Annotated in this window: 11 protein-coding genes; 4 read left to right on the forward strand and 7 right to left on the reverse strand. The window is 60.7% G+C overall.

The genetic code is table 11. The features are described from left to right. Positions 1-111 precede the first annotated feature (111 nt). Entirely contained in the window at positions 112-1359 is a 1248-nt protein-coding gene (locus ACSC1Y_RS15550) for an outer membrane protein assembly factor BamB family protein (RefSeq protein WP_435335852.1), read from the forward strand. A gap of 247 nt (positions 1360-1606) precedes the next feature. Here the strand turns inward: ACSC1Y_RS15550 and ACSC1Y_RS15555 are convergent, their stop codons facing one another. The 6 genes from ACSC1Y_RS15555 to ACSC1Y_RS15580 form a co-directional block, all read right to left on the reverse strand. Next, on the reverse strand, positions 1607-2104 hold the full coding sequence (locus ACSC1Y_RS15555; RefSeq protein ID WP_435335853.1) for an Lrp/AsnC family transcriptional regulator: 498 nt from the start codon (positions 2102-2104) through the stop codon (positions 1607-1609). A 245-nt stretch (positions 2105-2349) separates the two neighbouring features. Continuing rightward, positions 2350-3063, reverse strand: coding sequence for an ABC transporter ATP-binding protein (locus ACSC1Y_RS15560; RefSeq protein WP_435335854.1), 714 nt, complete (start codon positions 3061-3063; stop codon positions 2350-2352). Continuing rightward, positions 3060-3794: an ABC transporter ATP-binding protein gene (locus ACSC1Y_RS15565; protein WP_435335855.1), complete on the reverse strand. Its 735-nt coding sequence runs from the start codon at positions 3792-3794 to the stop codon at positions 3060-3062. The genes ACSC1Y_RS15560 and ACSC1Y_RS15565 overlap by 4 nt, the downstream gene beginning before the upstream one ends. Then, entirely contained in the window at positions 3791-4690 is a 900-nt protein-coding gene (locus tag ACSC1Y_RS15570; RefSeq protein ID WP_435335856.1) for a branched-chain amino acid ABC transporter permease, read from the reverse strand. The genes ACSC1Y_RS15565 and ACSC1Y_RS15570 overlap by 4 nt, the downstream gene beginning before the upstream one ends. Before the next feature lie 122 nt (positions 4691-4812). Continuing rightward, entirely contained in the window at positions 4813-5703 is an 891-nt protein-coding gene (locus ACSC1Y_RS15575; RefSeq protein ID WP_435335857.1) for a branched-chain amino acid ABC transporter permease, read from the reverse strand. An 8-nt stretch (positions 5704-5711) separates the two neighbouring features. Further along, positions 5712-6998, reverse strand: a complete 1287-nt coding sequence (locus tag ACSC1Y_RS15580) for an amino acid ABC transporter substrate-binding protein (protein WP_435335858.1) — start codon at positions 6996-6998, stop codon at positions 5712-5714. 277 nt (positions 6999-7275) lie between these two features. On the opposite strand from ACSC1Y_RS15580, the gene ACSC1Y_RS15585 reads away from it, so the two are divergent. The 3 genes from ACSC1Y_RS15585 (at position 7276) to ACSC1Y_RS15595 (ending at position 11424) form a co-directional block, all read left to right on the forward strand. Continuing rightward, the gene (locus ACSC1Y_RS15585) at positions 7276-8649 is read left to right on the forward strand and encodes an aspartate aminotransferase family protein (protein WP_435335860.1); all 1374 of its coding nucleotides are present in this window, start codon (positions 7276-7278) and stop codon (positions 8647-8649) included. Between the two features lie 163 nt (positions 8650-8812). Further along, positions 8813-9217: a hypothetical protein gene (locus ACSC1Y_RS15590; RefSeq protein ID WP_435335861.1), complete on the forward strand. Its 405-nt coding sequence runs from the start codon at positions 8813-8815 to the stop codon at positions 9215-9217. Positions 9218-10170: 953 nt separating this feature from the next. Then, complete coding sequence (locus ACSC1Y_RS15595; RefSeq protein ID WP_435335862.1) at positions 10171-11424, forward strand: Cdc6/Cdc18 family protein; 1254 nt, start codon at positions 10171-10173, stop codon at positions 11422-11424. A gap of 483 nt (positions 11425-11907) precedes the next feature. On the opposite strand, the gene ACSC1Y_RS15600 is transcribed toward ACSC1Y_RS15595, so the two are convergent. Continuing rightward, positions 11908-12678 (reverse strand): hypothetical protein, encoded by a 771-nt coding sequence (locus ACSC1Y_RS15600; protein WP_435335863.1) that lies wholly within the window; start codon positions 12676-12678, stop codon positions 11908-11910. Between the last annotated feature and the right edge of the window lie 57 nt (positions 12679-12735).

A 12735-nucleotide genomic window follows, 5' to 3' on the forward strand; every position in this document is an offset into this window, starting at 1 on the left:
AACGAGTTGTTCGCCGTCGCCTTCCGTCGGTACCGGACCAACTAGCTGGCTGCCGACCATATATGTCGGGGAGCAGAAAGTACTTCTCCCCCACGCAAGAACACCGCTCGCATGGTCTCCAGTGGCCCTCCAACCTCGCAGTCACCTCCCTCACGGTCGTCTCGTCGCGCGTTCCTCGCCGCCGCCGGAACCACCCTCACGACCGGACTCGCTGGCTGTAACGCGCTGTCGTCCGGCGACGCTGCGGGCGCGTTCTCGGACGCCGGCTGGCACCAGTTCGGCAACGACGCGACGAACACGAACCACGTCGCTGGTGGTGCACCGGAGCCGACCACGCGAGAGACGCTGGCCACGGGTGGCTGGCCGGAGATACCGCCCGTCGTCAACGACGGTGTCGTGTACTTCGCTCGCGATCACGGGGTCGTCGCGGTGGAGACCGACGGCGACGAAAAGTGGTCGCGCTCGCTCGACGACGAACAGCGGATCGAGGTGAGCGGGGCGCCCGCGCTCGACCCCGACCGTGGTCGACTCTACGTGCCCACCAGACTCGTCCCTCGGTCGAACGGCCCGGACCCGGCGCCGGCGTCGGTGACCGTTCTCTCGCTCGAGGACGGGGCGGCCCTCGACGAGTTCCGCGTCGGTGACGAGCGGACCTACGGTGTGTCCATCGTCGACGGAGACGTCTACGCCCGGAGCGCCACCAGCTGTGTGCGTCTCGGACCCGATGGGACCGAGCGCTGGCGACACACCCTCGACCCGCTCGTCTACGACGAGTACAACCTCGGTGACGACACGGCGACACAGGTCGTCCCCGCGGTCACTGACGATGCAGTGTACGTCCCCGACCGTGACGCACTCGTGAAGCTCGACCGGGAAAGCGGCGAGGAACGGTGGCGAGTCGACGTCGATACCGTGTTCGCGTCGTCCGTCGTCGACGAAGCCGGCGTGATCCAGACCGGGTGGCGAGAGACCGTCGCAGTCGACCACTCGGGGGAGGTCCGCTGGCGTCGAGACCTCGGGTGCCGGTCGGTCGCCGCCGTGAGCGACGGCGACGTGTACGTCGTCCCCGGTGACCTCCACGAACTCGACGAAGAGACCGGCGAGACGAACTGGCAGACGCACGTCTCCAGCGAAGGGACGGCAGCGCCGGTCGTGACCGACGACGACGTCATCGTCGTGAGCGGGAACGTCCACGCCTTCCGCCGGGACGTCGGCGGTCTCCTGGCTCCGGACAGAGAACGGTGGACACGCTCGTCCGCCCACGCGAGCGCGTACGTATCGCCGGTCGTCGCCGCTGGGCACATCTTCGTCGTCGGCAACTTCGGGCTGCAGGCGCTTCGACGGGATTCGGAGAACTGAGTCAGCCGGGCTGAGGGACAGGTCGAGGCGAGTTAGTTGTTCGCCGTTGCCGTCTGGAACGGCTTCGCGTCCGTCCCAGCGGAGAGAACTCCCTCGACAGAATCGAAGGCCCCATTGTCAGAACGAGTGATAGTCACGCAGAGTTGTAAGAAGTTCATGGGTGGTGTTCCTAGAGATAACGAGATGAGAATCTCCTAACGGGCATCGCTTGTCCCTTATCGAGAGACTGCTTGCCAGGTCACCCCGCTCAATCGGCGACAGAGTCGATTAACGATTCGACGAGCGTCTCGTACTCGAAGTCGTTGAACGGACGCGACTCGTCTTTGATCGTCGTTATCACGAACTTGGAACTCGTCCGTTGAATCTCCTCGACCCCTTCGAAGTTCGCGATGAGGGTCTCGACCATACTTCGATCCGTCAGGTGGGATATGACGACGAAGTCTGTGTCACCCATAGTGAAGTAAACCTGGTTGACACCCTCGATATCGGCGATTTTCTCGCCAACCATTTTGTGATATCCCTTGTCGTACTCGGCCCGCACTTCGGAGATGAGCGTGATCTTAAGACCTGCCTTCTCCAAATTAACGTCGAGCAGGTCGTTTTCGATAATTCCCACTTCTCGAAGCTGTTCAAGTCGGTAATGGACCGTCGACTTCGGGATATCGGTGACTTCGTGAATCTTGTCGGGGCTGTTGATGCCCTCCGCTGCGATTGCTTTGAGAATGCGGATATCTTTCTCGTCCATTGGATTTGGTAATATCGTACTCTACGCTTGGTGTCTATTTCTGTTAGTAGTTTGGTTAATCGGCGCGAGTTCGATGGAAACAGTCGGGGCGCCGATAACCTCACACTTGCAATCGATGCTGGGTGCAGACGGCCAGGACGGTTCGGTTCTGTGATCGCGACAGATCCAGTTCTTGCTGGCCCTCTCAGTGCCGTCTATGGCGGTCTTCGGGCATCCTTTGCGGTTGGCTACAGTCTTCATCGGCTCTACAATCCCAGGTAAATCTCCATAATCTCGTCCTCGTCTGCGAGGTCGTCCGGTGGTCCTTCGAACTGAAGGTCACCCTCCGCGAGGATGTAGATGTAGTCTGCGAGCCGAAGTGCCGCGCTGACGTTCTGTTCGACGAGGACGACGCGGGATCCACGGTCGACGAGGGTTTCGATCAGTTCGAACGCGTCGTCAACGAGTGTCGGCGCGAGCCCCGCGCTCGGTTCGTCGAGCAGGAACGTGTTCGCACCAGTCATCATAGCCCGGCCAAGGCTCACCATCATCTGTTGCCCACCCGACAGTGAGTTCGCCTTGGTGTCGAGTTTCTGCTCGAGATCGGGGAACGCCTCGAGCACTTCCGCACGACGGTCGGCCAGGACGTCGTCATCCGATTCTGTGAACCCGCCCATCCGAAGGTTTTCGGCGACGGTGAGCGTGCCGAACACCCCGCCACCCTGGGGTAGCGTCGCGATTCCTTGCGAGACGATGTCCTCAGGATCGGTGTTGGTGAGGTCGGTGTCGCCATACTGGACTGTCCCCGACCAGATGGGAACGACCCCATTGAGCGCCTTCAGCATCGTCGACTTACCGGAGCCGTTTGGCCCGAAGATGCAGGTCACGCCCTCGTGGGACCGCATCGAGACGCCGTGGAGTACCTCGTGGTGGTCGTAGCCGGTAACCACGTCTTCGGCGACGAGTTCCGGGACGCTCATATCGGGAGTCCCTCCTCACCATCGGCCGAACCAAGGTAGGCGTTTCGGACGTGGTCATCGGTCTTGACCTCGTCGAAGGTCCCCTCGGCGATGAGTCGGCCCTGGTCGAACACGGAGACCGTATCGACGATGGTTCGCATTACGGTCATGTCGTGTTCGATGATAATGAAGGTCGTTCCCTGTTCGTTGAGTGTCGCGATGTGGTCGAGGATGCGCTTCTCGAGCGCCGGGTTGACCCCGGCCGTCGGCTCGTCCAACAGGACGCATTTGGGGTCGAGCATGAGCACGCGACCGAGATCGAGCAACTTCTGTTGGCCGCCACTCATACCGCGGGCTTGATTGTCGGCGATGTGGTCGATCTCGAGGAATTCGAGAATTTCATCCGCCCGCGCACTCTTATCCAGCTCGTCGGGTGTGTCTACTGCCAGAAGGTTCTGTCGGACGGTCATGTTCTTGAACGGTGAGACGATCTGGAAGGTACGTCCCATCCCCCTTCGGGCGATCTTGTGGGGTTTCCACCCCGTGATATCTGTGTCCTCAAGGAAGACACGACCGTCGGTCGGGTCGTAGAACCCGGTCAGGGTGTTGAAGAACGTCGTCTTCCCCGCCCCGTTCGGACCGATGATGCCGCGTATCTCGCCTGCCGGCACCGACAGGTCGATGCCATCGTTGGCGGTCAGTTCACCGAACTTCTTCGTGAGGTTCTCCGTGCGGAGTATCGTGTCACTCATAGTAGGTCGAACTTCTCACCCAGTTCGCGGAGGTTCTGTTTGATGTCTGCTCGACCGATGTCGCCCGCCAGGAAGCCAGCGATGCCGCTCGGTGCGAACAGGACTACGAACATGATGAGCACTCCAATCAGTGGGAGGTAGTAGGTACTCTCACCGAGGAACAACGACGAGAGTCGTTCGAGGAGGAAGACGGCGAGTCCGCCGACCGTCGGTCCGGCTATCGTCCCGAGACCGCCCAGGAGCACCATGATGACCATCTTGTCGGTGACGATGGCCGCGAGCACCGAGTTGGGATGGATATACGTGATGAGGTAGGCATTGAGGCTCCCGAAGAGCGCTGCGAGGACGCAGGAGAGAACGTAGACTTGGCGTTTCGTGCGCGTAGTGTCGATTCCGAGGGATTCGGCGGCGTCCTCGTCGTCCCGAAGTGCTTTCACGCGGAAGCCGAACTCGCTGCGTTCGAACAGGAACCACGCGAGAGCGATGGTGCTCACAGTCATGAGCAACATCGCGTAGTAGAACACCCACGGATCGGGTCCGGTCGGCAGACTCAGACCGAACGTGCCTCCTGTGATGTCCAGCACGAGGGTTCCCTGTTTGATCGCCTCGGCGAACGCCCACGTTGCGATTGCGAAGTACGCACCGGTGAGACGAAGCGTCGGGACGCCGATGATGTAGGCGAGGACGCCACCGACGACGGCGGCCAGCACGAAGCCAGCGCCGAACGGGAGCCCGAACGACACCATCGAGATTCCGGTGACGAATGCTCCGACGCCGAAGTACGCGCCGTGACCGAAGTCCAGATATCCCGCGTACCCGCCGATCATGTTCCAGGAGTGGGCCAGGCCGACCCACATGAGCGCCTGGAGAGCGATGCGCGTCCAGAACTGGTTCACGAGAAACGGCAGTACGAGTAGACCAAGAGCGGCGACTGCGCTGAGAGCGGCGACCGAAGTCTGGGACATCCAGACGACGCGTGGAAACCGGTCTAAGACCGAGTTCGGGTCTTGTCCGCCACTCATGACGCCCACTCTCCTTTCCCGAGGATACCCGACGGCGAGACGAGGAGGACGACGTAAATCAGCGCGAACAGCGTGAACAGGACGAGTTCGCCGCTCCAGTAGACCGCCGTGAACGACTGAGCCAGTCCCAGAACGATGCCGCTCACGATGACGCCAGGCAAGTAGCCGAGTCCGGCGAGCACGACCATGAAGAACGCGAAGGCCGTGTACTGGATACCCATTCCTGGATTCGCCGTGAACACCAGTCCGATGAAGACGCCAGCGATGGCCGTCAACCCGGCGTAGGAACCGTAGGCGATCGACTGGTACTTGTTGATGTTGATGCCCATCAATCGCGCAGTCGTGCGGTCCTCGGCGATCGCTCGAATCGCCATTCCGCCGTCCGTGTTGTAGAGGTAGTACATGAAGACGGTGAGCGCACCGATGCCGAATATCGCCGTGGCCGCACGAACTGTCGGGAACGTCAGACCAGCGATTGTCACTCGACCGTTGAGAATCGCCGTCGGCACCGTCTTATTGTTCGGACCGAAGATCGTCAGGACCGATCCACGGGCGAACGTCGCCAGTCCGAACGTAAACACGAGACCCATCAGCAGTGGTTGGGGCCGGTTTCCGGTCGTAACGTGGTGGATCAACGGCTGAACGAGGAAGCCGACGAGGAAGTACAGGACGAATACGAACGGGATGACGAACACACCTTCCGCACCGAGGAAGGGCGCGAGTATCGCGCCTGTAAACGCACCGAGCATGACGTACTCCCCGACGGCGAAGTCGACGACTTCGAGGACACCGAACGCGAGGGAGAAGCCGACACCGACAGTCACGTAGATGCCCCCGAGCATCAACCCGTTGATCAACGTCTGGAACAGAAGCTCTCCGTTTACCATGGATTATCTCACCGCTCGTTCCAGGTGGGAACAGGGTAGTTCGGCTCCCCTTCAGCTACTGAGTCGGGGCCGACGATGGTGGGTGACCCATTCTCGCCCAATTGGATGGCAAGGGGCGACGTCGTGGTGTTGTTGTGGTAGAACTCTCCCTCGGTCTCGAACGAGATGTCTCCGTAGAACGTGCTGATGTCGATATTCTCGATTACGGAGACCAGTTCGTCCTTCTGGTCCTGCGAGAGCGGCGGGGTGACGCCCATCTGCTTGAACGCCTCCTGGAAAACGATACCGGCAGCGGTCGACCCCGCTTGCGTGTAATCCGCCTCGGTGTCGAAGGCAGACTTGCTCGCATCTGCGTACGCCTTCGGCGAGTCGAAGAGGACGCCACCGGACCGCTCGACCGACGGCAGCCAAACCGTCGCGCCGAACATGTGGTTGCCGGCCTTCCCAGCACCCTCCTTGAAACTCCCCGTGTTGACACCGTAATGGCACATGAACCCGTTCGGATTGTAATCGAGCTGGTTCGCAGCTTTGACGAGGTTCACGTGGCTTCCGATGTGACCGCCGTGGAAGTGGATGTCGGGGTCAGTACTCTTGGCCTTGCTCACTACGTTCGAGTAGTCTGCGCCACGGGGGAAGAGTTCGAAGCCTTCGACGGACACGCCCGCATCCTTTGCAGCATCGCGCATCGCTTGTGCTGTCGCTTTAGAGAACGGCGTGTTGACCCCGGTGACGTACACGGACTCTGCTTTCGGATCGAAGTTGAACAGAGGTTTGGCCGCTTCCTTGCCAATGATGGAGACGGTTGGAATCGTCCCGAAGGAGTACTTCGGTTTGTTCTTCCATATCTCCGGCGATTCTGCGCTTCCCGAGATGTGTGGGACCTTCTCTTTGTCCATGATGGGAGCCACCGCGAGCGTGACGCCGCTGGAGTACGGACCCAGGACGGCGTCGACCTGCTCCTCCGAGATCATCTTCGATGCGGCGTCGGCGCCGGCACTCGGTTTCGACTTCGCGTCGGCGTAGACGAGCTCGACCTCGTAGCTACTCCCGTCGATCTCGATCCCGCCCCCCTCGTTGACCGTCTGTTTCCAGAGTTCGTAGCCACGTTTCGTCACGTTTCCACCAAACCGCAGGTCGCCCGAGAGCGACGTGACGACGCCGAGCTTGAAGTTGTCTCGATCGGGACCGCCGCCACCGAGTCCGCCGATACAACCACTGAGTCCGAGACTGAGTGCCACACTACCCGCGCCTGCACTCTTCAGGAAACTGCGGCGCTGCGTGCCATTATCTTGCATGACTCGTCTCGATACTCACGATACTGCTATAAAACATTTTCTGAATAACAGTCAAGAGTTCCCCCATATGCTGAACACGGTCCAGCAATTTTAAGAATAGATATCGTTTGTTCAGAACCCCAGGTCATCCAATTCAGGGCGTGAACGTACCTATCGACGACCACGAGTCATATTCACCCCGATGTGGTCGCTGGGCCAAATATAGACACAGTCTGAATATTGTATATAATATTGGACATTGGGCAAATTTTTTAACTTAGTTCGAACAGTGTTGGACATGGCGATTGAGCAGACTATTCACGACATCCACTTCGAGGATGCACCGAACGTCTCCACGTCGATTCCTGGACCAGAATCTCGGCGTCTACTGGAAGAACAGAAGAACATCGACAGCAGCGCGGTAGCCTACCCGAAGAACATACCCATTGCGATTTCGGAGGCGAAGGGAGCGACGCTGCGCGACGCCGATGGGAACACGTTCATCGACATGTTTGCGGGGATCGGCGTGCTGAACGTCGGCCACTCGAATCCCTACGTCTTGGATGGCGTCCAAGATCAGATGGGAGAGCTCGTTCATACGGTAGATTTCCCGACGGAAGCGCGTTTGGAGCTCATTCGAAAGCTCAACGAGATCGCCCCTGGCGCACTTCCGGACGACAATCGCGTCGTCTTCGGTGGTCCAACCGGAAGTGACGCGATTGAAGCGACGATCAAGCTCGCGAAGTACAATACTGGCGGCGATTCTCTCATCGCGTTCCGGGGCGCTTACCACGGCGGTAGCTCTGGTGCACTGAGTCTGACTGCCGGTCGAAAGTACAAAAAAGATTACACACCGCTCCTCGCCGACGTGCACCACGTCCCGTACCCGTATGCGGTCGAGCAGGACCGCGACCCCGACGAAGCGAGACGAATCGCCATCGAAAACCTGCGGGAACTTCTGGAGGATCCTTACAGCGGAGTAACCAATCCTGCCGGTATCTGGGTCGAGCCAATACAGGGAGAGGGTGGCGTCGTCGTCCCGCCAAAAGGTTTCCTGAACGACTTGCAAGAACTCGCCTCGGAGAACGACGTACCGCTCATCGTCGACGAGATCCAGACGGGGTTCGGGCGGACAGGTCAGTGGTTCGCTAGCGAGTGGGAAGGCGTAACGCCTGACATCATGCCGATGGCAAAGGCACTGGGCGGCATCGGATTACCGCTATCCGCTACGATGTACCGAGAGGATCTCGACACGTGGGGACCGGGCGGACACGTCGGTACGTATCGCGGCAACGTTCCCGCGATGGTCGCCGGCGTTCGCGCGATCGAATACATTCAGGATAACGACCTTCTGAACCACGCCAGAGATCTCGGACAGTACATTCGCGACCGCCTGCGAGCGGTTGCGGACGGCCGTTCATCTGTCCTCCAAGTTCGCGGCCGCGGGCTCTTCGTCGGCGTCGAGTTCGACGACACCGAGTCCAAATCTGGCAAGGAACTCGTCGCGGCGATACAACAACACTGCTACGAACGCGGTGTCCTGGTGTGGTCGGCAGGTCGAAGAGGGAGTGTCCTGCGACTCATCCCTCCGCTCGTGCTGACACGCTCTCAGGCCGAGATTGCCATGGATACGATCGTGTCGGCTATCGAGGAAACTTGTCCGTCGGACTGATTCTTCTCTCGGATAGAATTACCACACTCCACCGCTTCCCTATCGACACCGACACGTCGAACTCCGATTCCCGCCAAGTTTTCTCCTGGAGCGCGCGAGTCTGTCGGTCGTCGCACCCGCCGTTACCCCACAGTTTGAAACAGACTCGGCTCGTGGGGTAACTATGGGAGCGAAGCCACCCAGCCCGGACCTCCCCGCCTACGTCGTCGAGCCACTCGAGAGACAGTCGCCGGAACGACTCGACGAGGTAGCCGCGTACGCGCAGGCACTCGCGGAGTGGAAGCGTCGAGACGAAGAGCGCGGGGATACAGCGGACGACGTTGCGGAGGCAGCGAGCGACGTCGAGAACCGCACCGATGCAGAGCGAATCGGCGACGATGAACGGGACGAACTCGAAGAACGGAAGATCTCGACCGACCCGGCGGACTACGCTGACGTCCCAGCCAGTGGGGCGTACATCACGGTCAAGGAGACACGACCCGGCTACCACTACTACTACTGGCAGTGGCGGGCCGACGGTGGCTGGAAGAACCGGTACATCGGACCGGTCGACCCGAAAGGAGAGTAGCCGAACGGTGGACTGAGGGTTCAGGGTGCGGTTCTCGAGGCTGAGCCTGTTACCCCACGGTTTGAAGAGGTGAGCTTCGTGGGGTAACAACAGCAATACCGGTACTCGAGCAGCGCCGACACTCGAGCAGCGTCGACGCTCGAGCGGCGTCGGCGACAGTGGACGAAGGAGAGAACGAAGTCGGAGAGGGAGAGACGAGAACAGAGATCGAGAACAGCGGACGAAGTGGTGTTGGCCGAGATGAAGCTGTGCTCTCGGTTGGTTCTCAATGAGCTGGGGAGCGGAGGCGAGATTCCTTGAGTGAGAGATGCCGAATATATGTTTTTCAGGCTTCCTAACGAGGTTTTACTCCGGACATTGTGGAGTATGACGCTCACCGTATCGACTGACTCGCTGGACTAGAGCCGGGGCCACGATACCGGCCCCCAGACACACCACCATGTCCGCAGTTACGGGCGAACCTATCAGAATAACAGCGGACACGGTGGAGTGATTGTCGAGTGTCGGTGAGAAGAACAGCGGACATAGTGGTGTTGGAACGCGGAGAATCGAGGGGAGAGGCCGAGAGACCGCAAAACGGTAGTGAAGGACGAATCGAGAAACTCGGAGGAACAGTCACCCCACTATGTCCGCAGTAATCGGCTCGAGAGGGTGGGGGACCCGAGCTGCTCACGGGTAGAATGGACCACCGATCGACCGACCGATTGAAGTGGTCGAGACGTTCGTCTCTTCCAACCTTCAATTAAGCTCTCCTACGGACTAGCTCAAAGAGTATAGTAATAAAACTTTCTGTAACTAGAGTGAAACGCTGGAAGGGTGGGGTACCCGTTCAGGCTAGAACTGCGGACAAAGTGGGGTGGGTGTGTCCCACCGATTCTTTAAGTACTCCGAGAACAGCGGACACTCCGGACACGGTGGTTTTATAAGACTCTGGTAGAGAGTACCGGGCAAAGATGGGTATCTTCGAGCGGGACACCAACATCTACGCGGACCGGGATGCGTTGCGGGAGGATTACCAGCCACAGGAGTTGGTCGGGCGGACCGAGGAGCTGAACACCTACCAGGCATCGCTCCAGCCCGTGATCAACGGGGAGCAGCCGGACAACATCTTCCTCTACGGGAAGACCGGCGTCGGCAAGACCGCCGCCACCCGCTTCCTGCTCGACCACCTCTCCGAGGACGCCCAGCAGTACGAGGACCTCGACCTCAGCGTCGTCATGCTGAACTGCGACGGGCTCACCTCGAGCTACCAGGTCGCGACCCGACTCGTCAACGAGTTCCGGGACGAGACGAACCAGATTTCCACGACCGGCTACCCACGGGCGACGGTCTACGAGATGCTGTGGACGGAGCTCGAGGAGACCGGCGGGACCGTCATCATCGTCCTCGACGAGGTCGACCACCTGAAGGACGACTCCATCCTCTACCAGCTCCCGCGTGCCCGCGCGAACGGGAACCTCGAGGACACGAAGACCGGCATCATCGGCATCTCCAACGACTTCTCGTTCCGCGAGGAGCTCTCACCCAAGGTCCGTTCGAGCCTCTGTGAACAGGAGATACACTTCCCGGCCTACGACGCCAACGACCTCCGCGACATCCTCGGACAGCGTGCCTCCGTCGCCTTCCAGGAGGACGTGCTCGAAGACGACGTCATCCCGCTCTGTGCGGCCTACGGCGCGAAGGACGCCGGCGACGCCCGCCAGTCGCTCGACCTGCTGATGAGCGCCGGCGACATCGCTCGCAAGCGGGAATCGACCATCATCACGACCGAGCACGTCGAAGCCGGCCGGAACGAACTCGAACGCGGCCGTATCCAGGAGGGAATCAGCGGCCTCACCGAGCACGGTCATCTCGTGCTCTACGCGATCCTCACGCTCGACCTCGAAGGTGAGACGCCGGTCCGGTCGCGGGACGTCCGTCCGCGGTACACCCGCTTCTCCGAACTCGCGAACCGCGATCCCCTCGTCCCCCGACGGATGCGCGATCACCTGAGCGAGCTCGCGATGCTCGGCATCATCAGCGTGACCGAACGGAACGAAGGTCGCCGGGGCGGGACCTACCGCGAGTACGGCCTCGACCTGAGCCCGGAGCTCGTCCTCTCAGCCCTCGACGAGACCGTCGAACTCGTCGGCATCCACGACTCCATCATGGACCGTGTCGACGTCGACGAGGGGCAGCCGATTCGCTCGACGCTCGACGACTACTGAGCCCGGACGCAGGCGCATTCTCTGTGACGATACCGTCTCTCTGCCCATCCTCCCCCATCGGGAGCGACGCTCCACGAATACTCGACTAACACCACTTTGTCCGGAGTAATCTGGGGAGAAAGGCTCTGAAGCTGGGGAGAACGGAGACCTAGCATCGTTCGGCCGTCGCTCCAATTCTCCCTTCGGCGGATGGACCGCCCCCGTCGTCCCCGGAGTCTCGAGCGCCAATCCGTTCTTCCCGAGCGGACAGCGACCCCACCGCGTCCTCCCCTATCATCGACGATGAACACGACCGTCAGCGGAGAGGCGACCCCATCCGACTGCCGACACCCAAACCCCACCCTGTCCGGAGTAAACTGGGATTAGAAGGACTGAAAAACGCAAAAAGCGGCTTCAGTGTATGCGTGAATCGCACCCCTCACACAGGAAAGCGCGCACCACCAGTCGCTCGACCAGTGGATGCGTCGACGTTCACCCGGCAGGCTACGTCGAGGGCTGTGCCTGGATCTGTACGTCGAACCTGACGCCCTGAGCGTCTCCGCGGAGACGAAGGATCGCTCTGTCGTCTTCGACCGTACCCTGGAGGGTCGTTCCCTCAGCCATGACGTAGGGGAAGACCATCGAGTTCCCGGGGTAAATCTCCTTGTTCGCGTTGATAGTGTTCATTGCGGCCGCCAGTTCGAGATGGTCACTGGTCAGCGTCCCCTGGACGACGCCTGTACGGGCGTCGTACTGGTAGGTCCAGTACTGGAGCAGCAGTTTTCGCTGGGTCTCGGGCGTCAGCACACCATGGGCGGAGAGCATGAACAGACTCCCCTCCGGCATGTCCGCGTAGTTACGCACCAGGTCACCGGTGGTCACCAGCATCGAGAACGGGTTCGTCTCGGTCTGTCCGCCCGCCGTGACCGGGCTCCCGATGATGACCCTGGCGGGGAGCGAGACCGTCTGCACCGGTTGCGGCGTACCGGTGTAGCCCACGTTCTGGAAGCGCGTCGATGCCGTCCCCGTGAAGACCAGCGACCGAGCCCGGGCAGTCGTCGCCGCGTCCTCCCTCGTCTCGAGAGACGAAGTGCGCATCGGAACCACAGCCTGGTCCGCACGGACGGTCGACGACGTGATTCCGCCGGCGAGCGCGGAGAGGCCCGTCCCGAGGAGTCCGAGTGCACTGCGACGGGTGACCTTCCGCTGGGCGGTTTCCAGAGGCGAGTTCGCGGAGCCGATAGCTGGACCGGATACCTTCCCCCCGTGTTCCATGCGAGTCTAGAAGGCGTTGGAGCCAGAAATCGTCGTCCGATACTCCGTCGGACTATC

The sequence above is a fragment of the Haloarchaeobius lipolyticus genome (assembly GCF_051208015.1).
Taxonomy (GTDB): domain Archaea; phylum Halobacteriota; class Halobacteria; order Halobacteriales; family Natrialbaceae; genus Haloarchaeobius.

What these genes read in the sequence shown, in the direction of transcription:
- ACSC1Y_RS15580 (WP_435335858.1), bottom strand. Translation starts at nt 6,998, where the DNA reads ATGCAAGATAATGGCACGCAGCGCCGCAGTTTCCTGAAGAGTGCAGGC.
- ACSC1Y_RS15555 (WP_435335853.1), bottom strand. Translation starts at nt 2,104, where the DNA reads ATGGACGAGAAAGATATCCGCATTCTCAAAGCAATCGCAGCGGAGGGC.
- ACSC1Y_RS15565 (WP_435335855.1), bottom strand. Translation starts at nt 3,794, where the DNA reads ATGAGTGACACGATACTCCGCACGGAGAACCTCACGAAGAAGTTCGGT.
- ACSC1Y_RS15575 (WP_435335857.1), bottom strand. Translation starts at nt 5,703, where the DNA reads ATGGTAAACGGAGAGCTTCTGTTCCAGACGTTGATCAACGGGTTGATG.
- ACSC1Y_RS15595 (WP_435335862.1), top strand. Translation starts at nt 10,171, where the DNA reads ATGGGTATCTTCGAGCGGGACACCAACATCTACGCGGACCGGGATGCG.
- ACSC1Y_RS15600 (WP_435335863.1), bottom strand. Translation starts at nt 12,678, where the DNA reads ATGGAACACGGGGGGAAGGTATCCGGTCCAGCTATCGGCTCCGCGAAC.
- ACSC1Y_RS15560 (WP_435335854.1), bottom strand. Translation starts at nt 3,063, where the DNA reads ATGAGCGTCCCGGAACTCGTCGCCGAAGACGTGGTTACCGGCTACGAC.
- ACSC1Y_RS15590 (WP_435335861.1), top strand. Translation starts at nt 8,813, where the DNA reads ATGGGAGCGAAGCCACCCAGCCCGGACCTCCCCGCCTACGTCGTCGAG.
- ACSC1Y_RS15585 (WP_435335860.1), top strand. Translation starts at nt 7,276, where the DNA reads ATGGCGATTGAGCAGACTATTCACGACATCCACTTCGAGGATGCACCG.
- ACSC1Y_RS15550 (WP_435335852.1), top strand. Translation starts at nt 112, where the DNA reads ATGGTCTCCAGTGGCCCTCCAACCTCGCAGTCACCTCCCTCACGGTCG.